The sequence below is a fragment of the Pleionea mediterranea genome, assembly GCF_003148745.1.
GTDB classification, from domain to species: Bacteria; Pseudomonadota; Gammaproteobacteria; order Enterobacterales; family Kangiellaceae; genus Pleionea; species Pleionea mediterranea.
This window is the reverse complement of record NZ_QGGU01000002.1, coordinates 310,484-328,054: the sequence shown is the minus strand read 5'-3', so window position 1 is coordinate 328,054 and position 17,571 is coordinate 310,484. Positions and strand designations below refer to the sequence as shown.

Below are 17,571 nucleotides of genomic sequence, written 5' to 3'. Positions count from 1 at the left end.
ACAATTAACGGTAACAGTTTTTAAGCGGTTAAGCTCTCACTTCACCTTTGCCTTTTACCACAAATTTTTCTGTGGTTAAGGACTCAAGTCCCATAGGACCGTAAGCATGAAGTTTTGTGGTTGCAATACCAATTTCGGCACCTAATCCAAGCTGACCACCGTCGGAGAAACGTGATGATGCATTATGCATCACTACCGAGGCATCGACACTGCGCTGGAATAAATCGGCAGTGTCCTGATTGTCCGTACAAATCACTTCGGTGTGCTTACTACCAAAAGTATCCAGATGATCCAGTGCGTGTTCGAAATCATCAACAATTCGTACCGCCAACTCAAGGCTTAAATACTCTTCACCAAACTCATCGTCTTTCAGCTCGGTTGCGTTATCAAAATACTTCACCGAATTTTTACAGGCGTTTATTTTTACACCTTTGTCAGCGGCCATTTGTGCCACTTTAGGTAAATATTTTTCAGCAACGTCTTTGTGTACCAGCAAACACTCAAGGGCATTACAGACACCCGTTCGTTGAGTTTTACCGTTTTCAATCAGGTCGTAAGCCATGGACAAATCGGCGTCTTTATCCACGTATAAATGACATACACCTTTAAAGTGCTGAATAACCGGGATCTTACTGTTTTCGGTAACAAACTTGATCAAGCCTTCACCGCCACGAGGGATAACCAGATCAATTAATTGATCCTGCTGGATTAAATCGGTCATGAGCCCGCGATCCGGATCGGGAATAACCGTTACTGCCGCTTTTGGTAAACCTTCTGATTCCAGTGCGTCTTGCAATACTTTCGCAATCGCCAAACTGGTATCTAACGCTTCTTTACCACCGCGTAAAATAACCGCGTTACCGGATTTAAAACATAAAGCAGATGCATCAGCCGTTACATTAGGACGCGCTTCATAGATCATACAAATGACACCCAGAGGAACGCGCACTTTTTTCACATCAATGCCACTTGGTGGTGTACCAAGGCTTCGACTCATGCCCACCGGATCATCAAGCTCGATAATTTCACGAATACCTTTTACCATATCCATCACGCCATATTGATTCAGCGTCAGGCGATCCAGCATGGCGGCATCGAGTCCGTTTTCTTTGGCACGAGCCACTTCTTTCTCGTTGACTTTGGCAATATCATCTTTGTGCTCGGCAAGGGCATCCGCCATTTTTGCCAACGCTTTATTTTTCTCTTCAGTGCTAAGTAACGACAGTTTCTTAGCCGCTTGAGCGGCTTGTTTTGCTAACAAGCTAATATCAGTCATTTGTTCTCCAGGATTGCTAATGTATTTTCAGAAATAATAGGATTATCGTCTTCCGACTCCAGCACCGACTCATCGATATTTTCATCGGCCATTAAACTTAATACGCAACTGCTGTGCTGGCTGGTCGCCTTGGCAAGCTTTTTACCCTTTTCAGTTCTAACTAAAATTGTATCGCCAATGGCAAATTCACCCACCACATTAATTATGTCTTTGTGATCAAAGTTAAGCGTTTCATCGCCACCCATGCGGTCGGCAATTTCATTTCGAACAATCACTTCGCCGCGTGCTTTTGAGGTGTGTGTGATCCAGTGAATATGATCTTCTAACGGTTTTTCGAAAGGTAAAAATACCGTACCGGGATTTTTACCTTCAAATAACTGGTTAAAGCTAGAGGTTTTCAAACCATTCACAATAAAGGTAAGAATACCATTTGAAGTGGCTTTTTCAGCCGCTTCTAGTTTGGTGCGCATTCCACCGGTGCCTACACCGCCAGTTTCTGGACCACTGGCCATGGCATAAATATCGGCGTCGATTTTTTCAACTTGCTTCAACAGCTTGGCGTCTTTATTGGTGTTTGGATTATCATCGTATAAACCATCAACATCGGAGCAGATGATTAAGCAGTCCGCATCAACGGATGCAGCAATCATGGCGGATAAATTATCATTATCACCCACTTTCTGTTCGTCACTGGTTACCGCATCATTTTCGTTCACTATAGGAAGAATATCGTTATTCAATAACTCAAACGCGGTTTCCCGAATACTGTGGTAGCGATCACGTATCTGCAAGTCACCTTGCGTTAACAGTAATTGCGCAACGGGAAAATCAAACAAACGATCCCAGGAGCCCATCATATCCATCTGACCTTTTGCTGCCATTGCTTTTTTCACAGCAATGGAGCGTTCTTTTTCAGTGTCGAATGCATGGGAGCCAGCAGCAACCGAGCCCGATGAAACCAGTACCACCTGCACACCGTGCATACGGCACTTAATAATAAATTCGGCAATACTTAACAGGTAACGCGAGCTGCAACCATTTTTATCCGGAGCAATTAATGCGCTGCCAACTTTTAGTACAACTCGTCGCCAATGAAATTCATTCATATTGTTACTCATATACTCGTCTTTATGCCTACGTCTTTTTTTAAAGTAATTCAATCTCACTACTCGATAACTCAAACACCTAAATCAGCAGTACGGTTTTATCGAGAATACTTGCTTAAATTATAGGTGACGGTCAGTCAAAAAGTAGTTGTGCTCATTAAAAAACCGTTCGTTTAACCAACAAATTTTATGCTGAGTAGAATACTCTCTAAGTAATATTCAGCTCATTCGCTTTGGCTATAAAAAAGAGGCCGCAAAGATTTGTGGCCTCCAAACAAATAAAGCCGAGCTTACCTGGTCGGCAAGATTCGGCTATTGGTTCAATAACAATCAAAGCGATTTGATTGAAACTCAAACTGACTTTTTGTATTCGTCACTGTGTAGGTGGCATTTACTCGCTGAATAGCGGAATGAACCATAAAGCTGATTGGCTGACACCCCGCTTGTGCGAAGCTATCCAGAACGTCTTGTTTATCCGGATTAAAGGACAAAATGTATACCGACACATTTAGTTTGAGTTGTAATGGTTTGTATTCTAATTAAATACAGAGTCTATTTCAACCCAAAAGCCTGATTACGCCGTCTTTAATGGCCAAAATTAGTTTTTTCTGGCTTTTTTTAGTGCAATTTTGATAACATTATTGTTTGTACACAAAGTATTTAAGCCGTAAATGGTCAACGCAAAACGGCGCTAACCTTGCGATAGCAAGACCCCGCGGGATTTAAACCGCTCGAAAAAGGTAATCAGGACATTGAATAAAGCAGAATCCGTTAAACTGCCCTTTACACAGGCCAACACAAATAAATACGCAGAATTACTGGTGTCTCTGCGCCGGGTAATTCGCGCCATCGATCTGCACTCAAAGCGGCTGGAAAAAGAAACCGGACTAACCGGCCCCCAGTTGATGGTGATGCAAGAGGTGGTTCAGCACGACAATATTATGGTTAAGTTAATCGCCGAGAACATCAACCTCAGCCCGGCTACCGTTACCAGTATTCTCGATCGGCTGGAAAAACGTGGCCTGGTTCTGCGAGAGCGCTCCACCACCGATAAGCGTAAAGTCGGATTGCATGTAACGCAGCAAGGATTAGATATTCTGGAAAGTGCACCTAAGCCGCTGCAGGAACATTTCATCAATCGCTTTGAAGCGCTGGAGCAGTGGGAACAAACGCAAATGCTGTCTACCATGCAGCGCATTGCATCAATGATGGACGCCGATGATATCGATGCTTCTCCATTGCTCGAAGTTGGCTTGATCCAGAAAACCGCTGAATCCTGACACTAGCCATGATTAAACATTAGAGAAGGATTACATCAAAACTTTTAACGATTAAACCAACTTCATTAAAATCGAGCCCATCCACCGTGGGCAATGGCGTCTAGACAGCAAGCGGATTTCCATGCACAATCGCCCGCAAATTATCGACAGCACTACCGCCAACTTAAGCACAGACACAACAAGGTAATCACCAAATGCTAAAACTCATTCGTTTAATTTTGGGCAGTCTAATCGCCTTTTTTAACTGGTTAACCCGTGGTCGTAAATTAAGTCGATCAGCAGAGCAACAAGCACTGGTAGAACAAGCGTTAAAAAGCTACGCACTGTATCAATTTACCCTATGCCCTTTCTGCATTAAAGTTCGCCGCACCCTGCATCAGTTAAATTTACCCATGGAGTTACGAGACGCTAAAAACAATCAGCAATTTCGGCAAGAATTAAAAGAGCAAGGTGGAAAAATAAAAGTCCCCTGCTTACGCATTGATCACGGTGATAAAGTTGAGTGGATGTACGAATCGGATGATATTAATCATTTTTTGAAGGAAAAATTTTCTAAGGGGTAATATTGATTTATACAGGTGCGCAAAATGCGTACCCTGCTTACTGAATTAACTCTTCTTTATAAAAAAGAATACATTAAAAAACGGGCATAACATTGGTTATGCCCGTGAATTAAATTGCACTTATTACTTGAAATCAAGTCAGACTAATTATTAATATAAAATGATATTCGATGTAATGTACTGCAATGTAAATAGTGTATTCGCCGGATTGCCATTACTGTCATAACAACGAACATTGGCGGTTGTACCATCGCCATACACCCAGCTATTTCCCCAATACCCAATACTGCAATGATTACCATTGCCACCATAAGCGGTGACCGAAACCGTAGTAGAACCGCCGTTGGCTTTTAGCCCAGGAATTTCAATACGGTAATTACCGGTACTGTTATCGTGCCTTTCGATTGGTTGACCCGAGTATGAATATTGATAATAACTGTAGGGGGTTGGTGACCAATTGGCCCAAACATAAGCGCCCTGTAACAAATCTTCTGCTACCTGATTACCAATGGTGATTCGCTTCATAAAACTTAATGTGTAACGACTGTCGGTTAAACTACCAGCACTGTTATAACAATCCACATTCGCGTTTAAATCAGTTCCCGAAAAATACCAACTCCTCACTTTGCAACGATCCGAATTAGAACCATAGGCAGTCACCATTACCGTTCCACCAGTGTTTTCACCAGAGCTGATGTTCATTGTTGGCATATTCACTCGATATCGCCCGGTACTTAACCGCGTTACGGTATTTAACACATCGCCCGAGTTACTTTGGTAGGTTGAACTGGGAGTGTAGGAAGCAGCCGTCGGATTATTTGCCCATAAATAACCGTCGGTATAGTAATCTCCTTTAGTGGTATTTTTATAATAGAGCACTGTAAACCGCCCGTTGGCCGCACTGCCTGTATTGTTAAAACAACGAACATTAACCAGTTGCCCACCTACGGTTGGGTACCAGTTTTGTACTTTACAATGATGATTTCCACCGTAGGCCGTAACATGAACTACTCCGCCAGTGGCATTCATTTGCTCAAATAAAATCGAATAATACCCGACTGCTTTTCGGGTAACCATAACGTCACCAGAATAATAATTTCGATAGGGATGATTCGGAATATTTTCCCAACCGGCTGAGCGCGAATAACCACTATAGGCCTGATAGGGAGTGTTTAATGTGGCATTAGCACTGTGTGCCCATCCCCACGCGCGAACATTATCGACCGTTGCGCTGGCAAGGTTGGATGAAACAATAAGCGCTAAAGAAGCTAAAAAAAGAGAACTCTTTTTAATCCAATCACACTTGAACCAATCGTGTATATCCATAACTTTCTCCTTAATAATTTATGGTCAATTATTAAGGACGCGTCCTTACATAAAACAAACGAAAACCAACAGGACTGTGATCACAAAATCCATTTTATGTTTGCTTCGAATTTAAAATAAGCAAAGTACAATCATTATTCAATAAGCATTTTGAGATGTATGGCTAATACGAGATTTTATTATTTTGCATTATCCATAAAAACGCTCTCTTGGTTTCGGATAATAAAACTCAATCCTTCTTAAGCGTATGAATACTGTTCTCCATCTCTTTGCTCAGCTCACCTAAACCAAGATCATCGTATCTTGGAATATAATACTGCATGTTTAAGATCAAACTGGCCTTATCCTTATTACGCTCTATATTTCTAAGATAATCAGAAACCGCAAAGATAACCCGTCCTTTAGCCTTTAACATTTTAGAAAAACAGGTGTATTTTTGTAAATCAGCCATTCTATAGATGGTATGTAAAACACTTCTAAATTCGTATTCGGAATAACCAACTGTTTCAATAAACTTTGTCAGCTCATTTTCAATAATCTGACAATTACCTGAAGCCTTATCAGAAAACTTTGCCAAATAACTTATATGTACCGCCGGAATTTTGTCACCTGTATCGCGACTTAAAGTCTTATAGCTATTATCGGATAAAAAGAAATCCTTTATCTCGTCATTATTCAATGCGTACTCAAATAAATTACCTCTACTTTTCTTTTTCAAATCATTGTTACCCGTGCCCTTAAGCCGAGATATCCCTTCTTGTAACTTAGGCACTAATAAATCACACCCTATTTTTTTGCATTCTATTAAACATTTTTCAAGGCTGGTTAATTGATTAGAGTCACTTTGATCTTTTGGCATACAACCTATATAAGAATTAAACGCATGCAACACCAGGCAATCTTCGTTATCCAAAATACCATTAAATGATCCTAAGTGTTTATTTTTAAACGTAGCTATTTCATAAATATTCCATAGCACACTTTTTATTTCTTTTGCTGAATATTGAGATCTATTGATAAAATTGATGATTTCACGTCTAAAAATTTCTGTGCCATTATCATGCTTTTCGATAAACTTATTTGAGCTGATAATATGTGTCGCAAAAACACTCTGACCAGTGGCCGCCTCAGAAAATTCATAATGATTAACGTTTAAAAAATAATCTCTTGTTTGATTATGCTTAAGTGCAAATTCGAACAGTTCTGCTGAGTTAAACTCTACACCCAGCTTTTTTAATAGAGAGACGCCTTTATCTTTCTTGTGTTTCCTAAGACTTTTTTCTCGTTCCTGAAGTGAACTTTGTGTTTTAGCGTTTAAATCTTGTTTCTCAAGGGTATTGTGAGTATTTCTGTCACTGCTTTTTAAACACTTAACAAGATATTTATAACTGTAAACAACTATAAACGCCAAAATATTAATAACAGGAATAAGGCCTATAAGCCAGCCCAGTAATTTTAATTTGGGCAGCTCACAGTAAAGATAATCAGACAATCTAATAGAGCTATAAACCAGAGGTCCATATACAAGTAATGACTGAGCGTTCAGTTCATCCATAACGATAAAGCTAAGCAACAATACAAAAGTAAAAACTAAAAGTATTATTGTAATCGAGGATAATAAGTGTCTTGTCGTTGTATGCTTCATGTCATTATGTGCTTCGATCAAAAAAGGCAAGCCAGAGCTTGCCTTTTAGGTTATCACTATCGTTTACAAATCATCATAAACTGTCTTGAACCGGTTTACCGTCCGGTCCCATGTCTTTAATGTCATCGACGGCTTCATCATCGTCGGACATTGGTGAACCATCTTTATTAAACTTGGCAATTGGTTCATTACTGTCGTGCCATTGTTTGATTTCTTCTTCACTTGCTTTGGGCGAGAAGAATCCGGTTACGGCATAAAACACACCAATAACTGGCGCTAACCAACAGGCAAAGGCCAGTGGTATGTACAGCAAGTTTTCTATATTACCTGTGGCAACACCCAGCCCAAGTGCCGAGATTACATAGGCACCACCCGCGTTCCACGGGATAAGTGGCGACATCAGGGTTCCACCTTCTTCAACACCCCGCGATAGGTTTAATGTGGAGTAACCCATGCCTCGATACACTGGCGCGTACATACGGCCTGGTAACGCAATGGATAAGTAGGGGTCGCCTGCTACAAGGTTGGTTGAAAACGCGGTACCAATGGCTGCGGTTTGCGTGCCGGCAAAGCTGTGAACCTTGCTTTTAATCGCACTAATAATGGATTGTAGACAACCGGTTTTTTCCAGTGCACCACCAAAACCCAGTGCAATCAGTATCAGTGAAATGGTCCACATCATGGATTGAATACCACCGCGATTTAACAGACTGTCAATTTCGCTGATACCGGTTTCTATGGCGTAACCATTATTGGCGAAATTGAATACATCCGATAAGCCTTGTCCTTGCGCAATCATTGCGGTTAAACCACCCACAACAACACCGGCGAATAACGAAGGTATAGGCGGGTACTTTTTCATGGCCAAAGCCATAACCACTAACGCAGGTAATAATACCCAGCCGGAAATATAAAAGTTTTCATTTAAGGCGCTGGTAATGCCATTTATTTTTTCAAACGAAACACTTTCAACATCTATCACCATAAAGCCAACAAAAATGTAAATCATCAAGGCGATCAACATGGCCGGAACCGTTGTCGGCATCATATTTTTTATATGATCAAATACATTGGTTCCCGTTACAGCGGGTGCCAAATTAGTGGTATCGGATAACGGTGAAATTTTATCACCAAAGAAAGCACCGGAAACAACCGCACCGGCGGTCCAGTACATTGGAATATCAAATCCTTCACCAATGCCCATCAGTGCCAGACCAACTGTACCAACCGTCCCCCAGGATGTTCCCAGAGAAACCGACACTACCGCACAAATGATCATACCAGCGGCCAAAAACCATTCCGGCGACAATACTTTTAAACCGTAATAGATGATACTGGGCACAGTTCCGCTGGCGATCCAGACACCAATGATCATACCGACGGTGATTAACACCGACACTGACGGCAAAGCCACGTGAATAACATGGAAGATACCTTCTTCAATATCTTTCCACTTAAGGCCTAATTTAATACCGACTATACTGGTAATTGCCAAGCCAATGGCGAGTGGAATATGGGGCTCAAACACGCCAAAATAAAATATTTGAACGCCTAATATAATAAGCGTGAGGACAACCGGTATTAATGCTACAAGCAAACTCGGTTTCGGTTGTGAGTTCTCAGTCATTCAATGCACCTCTTTAATCCTGTTAAAACTCTGATCCATCTGTTGTCTTTATTTTTTCTGATGGACCTATGCAAATAGTCTGAAGACAATAATCTAAATATTCCCTGATTTGTAATGGCAGTAATATTGAAAGCCATTCTTTTAGAGTCGGCATTCTTAGTCACAAAACCGTTCTAAAAATCATGGCCTCACTGATTAACTTACATCGCTCAACACCTGCTTTATAGCTCTTTGGGCGATTGATTAAACTATTGTCGTCAGGCTAATTTTTGGTCGGCTATTATTACATATTGAAAAATCAAAGTCATATCAGGGAGTTAGAGCATATACAGGCAACTTTTTCAGTTTAACTATAGCCTGCAACAGATAAGGGCTATAGCGCTTTTGGCTCAGCTTGCACAAACTCAAATGAATAATATGTAACCGGCTGTTACCTGATATGGTTTGTGCGGGTTTATTGACTTACACTGCATTCAACCAATAAAGACCATATACCTGTTAAAGCTATATAAGCGAACTCTATAAAAAACCGTTAATCGCGATGCCTATTTAACCAGGGAGCTACGCCACTATGAAAACACTGCCTTTTAAACTGTTATTACAAGGTGTTATCAAAAGTCGTTTCATAACAACAGGGTTGTTAGCGTTAACCTTGCTATCTCACACCATAGGATTTACCGAAACACAAACGGCTCAGCCTAACCCGGTATTTACCACGCATGATCTCGGTAATGGTGTTATTGCTTTTATAAAACCGGATCCACTGCGATTCAATGACGCCAACATAACCGCTATTATTAATAAGGAGAGTGTCATTATTGTGGATGCCAACAGTGATCTTAATGCGGCGGAACAAATCATTGCTGCCATCAAGTCACGCACCGATAAACCGGTCACCCATGTGATAAATACGCACTGGCATTCCGATCACACAATGGCGAATCAACTGTACCAGCAAGCCTTTGCAGGTAAGCAGATATTTGTTGGCCATCAATCGCTAACCAATACCATTGTTGACAAAACACAGCCCCAACTTGACGAAACCATTGAGAATTTAGCCGCCGCTATTAAAAACGCTGAAGATAAACTGGCCAGCGATAACAACGACGATAATACCTTGGCTGAAAAAATTGCACGGGCGAAAGCTAAACTTGAAAAGCTTAAAACCATCAATTTAGTCAAGCCCGATAAAACCTTTACCAATCATCTTGATTTATCCACACCGGATCGACGTATAGAATTATTTAATTTTGGTACAGCGCATACCGAAGGCGATACCATTGTTTTCTTGCCCGATGATAAAATTTTAATCGCCGGTGATCTGTTCGATGAAATTCCCTTTGCCGGTCATGGTTATCCAGAAAGCTGGTTAGCTACTTTAAATAAAATAAAAGCACTGGATTTTGAGCGTGTTATACCCGGCCATGGCAGTATTCATCAGGGCAAACAGCAGCTCGAAAAAATCATCACTCTTCTTACAAAAACATTACAACAAGCCAGCCATGCGGTTAACAATAAAATGACTTTGGAACAGTTTATGTCTTCCATTAATAAGGATGAGTTTAAACAATCGCTCGCTTCAAAGGATGAGTTGGCCAAACGAGCCTACAATCATTTTATTGAAGACTTTTATAAGCAGGCTTATCTTTCTATAAAAAAGGATCAATAATCCACCTCAAGATAAATACGCGGATAATGATCCGCGTATAAATTAAAAAACCAATATTAGCAAAAAACAAATGATAATTTTTCACTTACTTCCTTTGCTTTATCGTAATTCCTTTTAACCTAGCTTTTTACTAATCATTGCCTGCCCCCTGTTTGAATGTTCGAACATAAGCCTGCTCACAGGAAAAATTAAGATATTGCTTACAATACAGTAAGATTTTCCGAATAGATTATCTCAAAGCGTTTTGACAAGCTTATAACGCTTAAGGAATAAGCGATATAGAAAGGATGCTGTCGTTATGTGTTCACATAACGTCTTTGATGTTATGGCGTATTCTGCCAGCAACATGACGTGATAACGCTTAAATTTTTCTCACGTCAATCACGATCACTACAAGGAGTTGTTATGAAAAGTAAATCTTCATTTAAATTAAGCATTCAACTGGATATTTGTGGCGATAAAGAATTGCCAGAATTGTCCGCCCACTTATTTTCGGCTTCGGAAAAGCCAGTCGCAACAGCGGAAGTAAGTAACAACAAAGTTAACTTTGAGTTGCCGGAGCAATATAATGGCCAACAACTCAAACTGGCCATAGCGCCAAAAGCAAACCAGTCGGGTCAGTCATTATCGCTGAAACAGATTACCCGTAACAACGGTTACGTTAACCGGTTAACCGCATTAAAAAATCGTAAGGCCATTACCATTAGTATCCCGGATTATATTATTCCCATATGGTGCTTTTGTCTGGTTAGAGGAAAGCTGGTTACCCAAAAAACCACTCCGGACGATCAAAACATAGAACTGCCAGTGTGTAATGCACGGGTACACATTTGTGAGGTCGACAAATTTCGCTTTATTATTCCTACCCTGCCGGATGACATTGTCTTTCGATTACGAGACGACTTAATCGACCTGCTAAAAAATCCGCCAACACCTATTGATCCAGATATTCCCGATCCTATTCCAGATCCGCCCATTCCGGAGCCTCCGATCCCTACACCTTCTTTTGCAAGGGCTGCAAACTTAAGCAGGGTAAATACCAATTCATTCAGCAGTAATTTGTCATTAACAAACCATTCGATCAGCCAGCCTGTTATTCAACTTCAGCAGGCCCATTCTGCAGCAATGATCCGGCAACAACTGCTTGATCGCTCCGATCTTCTAAAATTATTTTTATGTCGTCTGAATTACCTCTGGTATTTCTTTCGCAAAGATTGTTTAACAACGGTTGAAACCGACGACCAAGGGTATTTTTCGGCAATTATTGCTTACGATTGCGACGATAAACCCGACATTTATATTTGGGCAGAGCAATTGCAGGAATCTGGCTGGCAAACCATTTATAAACCCAGTGTGGCCTGTAATACTCATTGGAATTATCAGTGTGGTGATCTGCTCACCATTAACGCACCAGACGCCGAAGGTTGCGAACAACCCGATTACGATATTCCGGAAGGCGTTGTGTTGTTTGTGTTGCCACATTCAATAGGCCATGCTCCCATCTACGGAAATACGGGCAGTAGCGCACCACGAGGTTGGGTACGAACCGATGGTATGCTCGATTACCACGATACACTGGGTGATATCAATAATGCGCCATTTGGTGGACGGCTGGTGTTTCGTCAGGACGACTCTTATTTTATTCCAAACAGTGGTGTTAAATATTATCGTTACTCATTTCGCCGCCAGGGCGACAGTGAGTGGACACCAATCCAGACACCTTTAGCACGAGCCTATCGAATGGAATACGACGATGGCAGTCTTCCAACTTACGAAAGTTATCTGGTAGGGCCGCAAACCGTTGGTGCACAATCAGCACTTTATGAATTCAAACCGGTTTCTCCGCCAGTAAATGCTGACGATCCGGATTCTGTTGTTGCCCGCGAGTGGTTGCGGGGCAATCTTGGTGAAGCAGCGGCAATCTGGAATACCGAAGCCATTGCACCAGCTATTTCATCAACCAATCCGGATGACACCAGTGGTGTGTTTGAAGTAAAAATTGAAGTATTTGATGAATCCGGCAATCATGTGCCCGAAGGTAGCGACAGTTTCCGGTTTTTATTGCAAGATCCAGCGTCATCAACGGTGCGATATACCAATGCAGATGAAGTCATTGACGGTAACTTTATTATGAAGGTTCATGTGGACAATAATCATGTCGCTTCAAGTTTACCGCAACCGGACATCGATGGCGTTGCCGCCAGTGATGAATGTGGATTTTTACGTTATGACGCAGGCGATAATGTTCGCATTCGATACCACGCTTCGCATCCTAACGATCATGCGGTATTTCGATTTGGTGTAAAACGTGGCTCGATTCATCTTGCAAGTGCCAGCACTTTGTCGCCCTACGTTGAAACCGCCTCACCAATAGCACCAACACCAACCGGTAATTACTCTCAGTCTTCAAACTATTATCAACGACACTTTGCCGTTAGTGATTTAGTTGGAGAGTGTGTTAATGCTGCCTTTGCTGCGCATTTAAATGTGTATGGAAAAGCAACCAATGGCCGCGAACGTCTTGGTATTCACTCAGGCAATCTAATCGCATTTGCCTTGGCAGAGACAGAAACAGAAAGTTAACGCCGAATCATTGTTTGATTTATAAACAAAAAAGATGCGTTTGCAAATCCACAGTTTAGCCGCTGTGGATTTGCATTAATAAAAAACGATAATTAAATTTCAGGCAATACTTTAAACCCAAATTGTTATAGTCACTCACCTTGTTTATTTTGAATGATAATCCATCAATTAATCCCCACCTTAATTTTATTTGCACATAAATCATACTTTATGATTAGAGCGTGTTTATAAATTTTGTGTAATAAAGAATCAAAGCATTAACATTAGTTTTTCTAATTGCTGTCATAAGTTTATTTCGATTGCGCACATCATTGATGCTTACCATAATCGCCGCGCTCAATAAGATGGACGTGTGTCATTGAACTGATACACAGGTACAACGGAACTGTCATAAAACTCACTTAAAGTTCTCTTGATTTTTTCGTTAAGCCAGTCTGTTATTTAATCACTTTTAAAAGGAAATATAATGATGTATCGGCTATTGCTTTCGATTTTTATTGTTCTTTTTGTGTCCACCAGTTATGCCGGCAAACATGAGCTGGATTTCAGTAAACTCTCTACCACTCAGTCCAATGGTAAAGTTTATTATGAGCTCGGTGACATGCTCATTCCACAACAGCAGTCTCTCAACAAATTTGATACCAGCAAAAACAAATGGACCGATGGTATTGTTTACTACAGTTTTGCAAGCGACGTAACCGAAGAAAATCGACTACGTTTTATTGATGCGGCTAATGTTTGGAAAAGCATTGCTGACGTTCAGTTTGTAGAGCGTACTGATCAGTCAAATTATCTTCAGATTATTAACGACAACAGAAACTACGCCGTTGTCGGTATGGTTGGCGGTGCTCAAACCCTGGCCATGAATAACTGGTCATCAAAATACATTATTGTGCACGAAATTGGTCATAGCCTTGGCATGTGGCACGAACAACAACGCAGTGATCGTGATGACCATATCACCATTTTGTTCGATAACATTAAAGACGATCAACGTTATAACTTTTACACGCACACAACCTCGAATATTGCGGACTATGACTTTATGTCGGTGATGCATTACTCATTATCGGCCTACAGTAAAAATGGTGAGCCGACCATGCAACCTAAACAAGCCGGTCTTGCCGAAGCCAGTGTTGCCGGCCATAACCAGTTCATCAGCGGTGGTGATCAACTCGAAGTCGCCACCTATTATGGTGCAGTCAACCTGACCATCCCGGATGCAGCCTTTAAACAATATTTAGTTGATCAGTTTGACGTTAACAACGATGGCGAAATTGATTCGATAGAAGCAGCACAAGTGACTCGCATTCAAACCCCCGGCAATGGCACTATTTCATCACTGGAAGGCATACAACATTTTCGTTACCTAACGGATTTAAATGTGGCCAATGAAAATCTGTCCACTCTTCCCGAACTGCCATCGCGAATCGTTACGCTTGATGTCTCCAACAATCAGTTTGAATCATTGAATGAGTCCTGGTCGTTTGCACCGTTAATCACTAATTTAACGGCTACCGGTAATCCACTCGATCCTTACACTTGTGATGCGATTTTATTTATTCAGAACGAATTAACCGGTCTGTTCAGCTACAACCCTCTGCAAGATGGCAGTCAACTTACTTGTGACAACAATGCACAGTATGTATTGATTGACGGCAAGCCGCGCACAAACTTACGCAGCAAATCGGCTACCACTTATTTTATTGACGTGCCTGCGGGTCAGTCGTTATTAACGTTTAACACCAGCATGACCGATAATCTGTTAGGCGGTGAAATGGACGCTTATGTGTCATTCAACACCTCACCTTCAATCAGTCAACATGAGTACGCATCAACCAATAGCGGCAACATTGAATCCATCACCATTGAAAATCCCGAACAGGGCCGATGGTACATCACACTGTCGCCTATTGATCGTTCTTACGAAAACGTTGATCTGGTGGCAACACTTGAGCAAAACCAACAAGACGATGCTCTGCTGCTCAATGGTGATACCCGAAGCAATTTAACCGCACAACAAGGTGATACCTTATCGTTTTATATGGATGTGCCAGAAAACGCCAGCCAATTGTCGTTTAACATGTCCGGCGGTACTGGCGATGCCGATCTCTATGTAAAACTTGCCTCTCAGCCAACAGTCAGCAGTTACGATTGTCGACCCTATAAAAATGGCAACACAGAAAGTTGTTTGTTTGAAAGCCCACAGGCAGGTCGATATTTCGTATCTATTAAAGGCTACAGTGATTTTTCCGCGGTCACATTAAACGCGCAATACACCGAGTCAACACCACCCAAAGGCGGCAAAAGTGTATTAGAAGCATTAAGCGGCTCTGCGGGCGAATGGCGCTACTACCAGCTGGATTTACCTGCGGGCATGACCAGCCTAAACGTCACCCTTGCCGGTGGTACGGGCGATGCAGACTTGTATGTAGCAAAAGGCTATCAACCCAACAGTGCCAACTATGATTGTCGTCCCTATAAAAACGGTAATAATGAAGCTTGTGTATTTTCACAGCCGGCCTCTGATGTCTGGGTAATTGCACTCTACGGCTACAGTCAGTACAACAATACAAACTTAACCATCGAGTGGCAGTAATTTACAATAACCACTTAGTTTCAATAGGTTAAAAGTCTTTCAAACGACTTTATATTAATAACTCTAAGCAGTTCCACCGTTCATTTTACCCATCAGTTCTTCCTGAACTGGTGGGTAAAATACATTCCCTTTACATCTCAAAATCAATATATCCTTACTCAAATTCACTTGTCGCTAAAAAATTCTGTGCTATACCTGTATAAGTATTAATCTATGTGAAGCAGTAATAAATGGACGTTTTGAAGCAGGTATTCCTCGGTGATTTTATGCCTCATGGCATGTGTTATATGTGGAAACCGGGACTGCTATGGCTACATGTCAGCTCTGATTCACTTATTTTTTTAGCCTACACCAGCATCCCTATTACCCTGTTATACATATTAAAGCGGCGACAAGATCTGTTTTTTTCGAAAATTATGGCACTGTTTGTTGCCTTTGTTTTGCTTTGCGGCTTTACCCACGCCATTGCCATATGGAATGTCTGGAACGGCGCTTACTGGTTTAGCGGAGCAGTAAAAAGCATTACCGCACTGGTCTCAGTCGCAACGGCAATAGCTTTATATAAACTAATACCGGCACTGGATGCCATTCCAACCGTACATGATTTACAACATCAAATAGCTCTACGCAACAACAAAGAAAAAGAATTACAAACCCAGCAACAATTATTAGAGCGTTATTCAACCGAGCTTATCCGCAGCAATCAGGAGCTGACTCAATTCGCTTACGTAGCCTCGCACGATTTAAAGTCACCATTACGCGGTATTCGGCAATTAAACACATTTATTAAAGAAGACTTGGAAAACGCCCAGATAGACTTACCGGAAAGCGTTCAGCAACATATGAAGCTAGTGGATACCCGTATTAATCGAATGAACAAATTACTCGATGACTTACTTGAATATTCAAGAGTCGATAACATTGAAAATGATATCGAAGAAAGTATTGAAATTGTTGACTGTAATCATCTGACACAAGATTTATTTGAACTGGTTAATTCAAAGCCAAACTTTAAATTAAGTCTAAGCGATCCTCTACCAACCGTACTAACACTTAAAACGCCGCTAACAACAGTATTCCGCAATTTATTTGATAATGCCATTAAACACCACGATAAAGATCAGGGTGTGATAGATGTAAAAGTTGAAGAGCAGGACAACTACTATTTATTTACCGTTTCCGATGATGGCCCAGGAGTTGCCCCTGATTATCATGAAAAAATACTGGCGTTATTTAAAACCCTTAAACCGCGCGACCAAGTGGAAGGCAGTGGCATGGGTTTGGCCATGATCAAAAAAATCATTACTCGATTTGGTGGCAACATTAATATTAATTCCGATTTAGGTAAAGGCATGTCGTTTTCTTTTCAATGGCCAAAAGAAACCCTTGTGCGCCAAGTATTTTCTTTGAATACAACACAGTAATTATTAAATAACTATGCAAAGCAAAAATTATCAACAAGTATCTATTTTATTAGTCGAAGATGACGATGTCGACGCCGAGTCAATTCAGCGAGCGTTAAAAAAGTTACGCATTGCTAACCCTGTATACCGGGCGAAAGATGGCCTGAAAGCTATCAGCATGTTGCAAAACGATGAAGTACCCTACCCACGCATTATTTTACTCGATTTAAATTTACCAAAAAAGTCTGGATTGGAAGTGCTGGAGTTTTTACGAAGCGACAAAACCTTACGCAGTAGTATTGTGTTTGTGCTCACTACCTCAAAGTCTGATGAAGATATTTGTGCCGCTTATCAAAAAAATGTTGCGGGCTATATTATTAAAGATGAAATGACCGAGTCGTTTGAACAAGTACTCGACATGCTTAGTACTTACTGGCGCCTTATTGAAATACCAGCGGCACCAAAGGATCAATAAGAAGGATTAACAATGAGTA

Annotated in this window: 13 protein-coding genes; 7 read left to right on the top strand and 6 right to left on the bottom strand. The window is 41.2% G+C overall.

The features are described from left to right. Nucleotides 1–28 precede the first annotated feature (28 nt). The 3 genes from C8D97_RS03515 to C8D97_RS18095 all read right to left on the bottom strand — a co-directional run bounded on the left by C8D97_RS03515 (nucleotide 29) and on the right by C8D97_RS18095 (nucleotide 2,873). Nucleotides 29–1,276: a glutamate-5-semialdehyde dehydrogenase gene (locus C8D97_RS03515; RefSeq protein WP_109761985.1), complete on the bottom strand. Its 1,248-nt coding sequence runs from the start codon at nucleotides 1,274–1,276 to the stop codon at nucleotides 29–31. Further along, nucleotides 1,273–2,394: a glutamate 5-kinase gene (gene proB / locus C8D97_RS03510; RefSeq protein ID WP_210204838.1), complete on the bottom strand. Its 1,122-nt coding sequence runs from the start codon at nucleotides 2,392–2,394 to the stop codon at nucleotides 1,273–1,275. The genes C8D97_RS03515 and proB overlap by 4 nt, the downstream gene beginning before the upstream one ends. Before the next feature lie 308 nt (nucleotides 2,395–2,702). Then, nucleotides 2,703–2,873 (bottom strand): hypothetical protein, encoded by a 171-nt coding sequence (locus C8D97_RS18095; protein ID WP_170115124.1) that lies wholly within the window; start codon nucleotides 2,871–2,873, stop codon nucleotides 2,703–2,705. A 261-nt stretch (nucleotides 2,874–3,134) separates the two neighbouring features. On the opposite strand from C8D97_RS18095, the gene C8D97_RS03505 reads away from it, so the two are divergent. Both C8D97_RS03505 and C8D97_RS03500 read left to right on the top strand, forming a co-directional pair. Further along, complete coding sequence (locus tag C8D97_RS03505; protein ID WP_245411386.1) at nucleotides 3,135–3,662, top strand: MarR family winged helix-turn-helix transcriptional regulator; 528 nt, start codon at nucleotides 3,135–3,137, stop codon at nucleotides 3,660–3,662. Nucleotides 3,663–3,856: 194 nt separating this feature from the next. Then, nucleotides 3,857–4,225 carry a glutathione S-transferase N-terminal domain-containing protein gene (locus C8D97_RS03500; protein ID WP_109761981.1) on the top strand — a complete coding sequence of 123 codons (369 nt, stop codon included), beginning with the start codon at nucleotides 3,857–3,859 and terminating at the stop codon, nucleotides 4,223–4,225. Between the two features lie 150 nt (nucleotides 4,226–4,375). On the opposite strand, the gene C8D97_RS03495 is transcribed toward C8D97_RS03500, so the two are convergent. The 3 genes from C8D97_RS03495 to nhaC form a co-directional block, all read right to left on the bottom strand. Further along, nucleotides 4,376–5,551, bottom strand: coding sequence for a hypothetical protein (locus C8D97_RS03495; protein WP_109761979.1), 1,176 nt, complete (start codon nucleotides 5,549–5,551; stop codon nucleotides 4,376–4,378). Between the two features lie 229 nt (nucleotides 5,552–5,780). Continuing rightward, nucleotides 5,781–7,106: a hypothetical protein gene (locus C8D97_RS03490; RefSeq protein WP_109761978.1), complete on the bottom strand. Its 1,326-nt coding sequence runs from the start codon at nucleotides 7,104–7,106 to the stop codon at nucleotides 5,781–5,783. A gap of 163 nt (nucleotides 7,107–7,269) precedes the next feature. Then, entirely contained in the window at nucleotides 7,270–8,823 is a 1,554-nt protein-coding gene (nhaC, locus tag C8D97_RS03485) for a Na+/H+ antiporter NhaC (protein WP_109761976.1), read from the bottom strand. Between the two features lie 571 nt (nucleotides 8,824–9,394). On the opposite strand from nhaC, the gene C8D97_RS03480 reads away from it, so the two are divergent. The 5 genes from C8D97_RS03480 to C8D97_RS03460 all read left to right on the top strand — a co-directional run bounded on the left by C8D97_RS03480 (nucleotide 9,395) and on the right by C8D97_RS03460 (nucleotide 17,552). Further along, nucleotides 9,395–10,492 carry an MBL fold metallo-hydrolase gene (locus C8D97_RS03480; protein WP_109761974.1) on the top strand — a complete coding sequence of 366 codons (1,098 nt, stop codon included), beginning with the start codon at nucleotides 9,395–9,397 and terminating at the stop codon, nucleotides 10,490–10,492. Between the two features lie 405 nt (nucleotides 10,493–10,897). Continuing rightward, a complete protein-coding gene (locus C8D97_RS03475) occupies nucleotides 10,898–13,075 on the top strand; it encodes a hypothetical protein (RefSeq protein ID WP_109761972.1) in 2,178 nt (725 codons plus the stop codon). Nucleotides 13,076–13,541: 466 nt separating this feature from the next. Continuing rightward, nucleotides 13,542–15,674, top strand: a complete 2,133-nt coding sequence (locus C8D97_RS03470) for a pre-peptidase C-terminal domain-containing protein (protein WP_109761970.1) — start codon at nucleotides 13,542–13,544, stop codon at nucleotides 15,672–15,674. A 230-nt stretch (nucleotides 15,675–15,904) separates the two neighbouring features. Beyond that, nucleotides 15,905–17,098 (top strand): sensor histidine kinase, encoded by a 1,194-nt coding sequence (locus tag C8D97_RS03465; RefSeq protein WP_109761968.1) that lies wholly within the window; start codon nucleotides 15,905–15,907, stop codon nucleotides 17,096–17,098. Between the two features lie 13 nt (nucleotides 17,099–17,111). Next, nucleotides 17,112–17,552 carry a response regulator gene (locus tag C8D97_RS03460; protein WP_109761966.1) on the top strand — a complete coding sequence of 147 codons (441 nt, stop codon included), beginning with the start codon at nucleotides 17,112–17,114 and terminating at the stop codon, nucleotides 17,550–17,552. Nucleotides 17,553–17,571 lie beyond the last annotated feature (19 nt).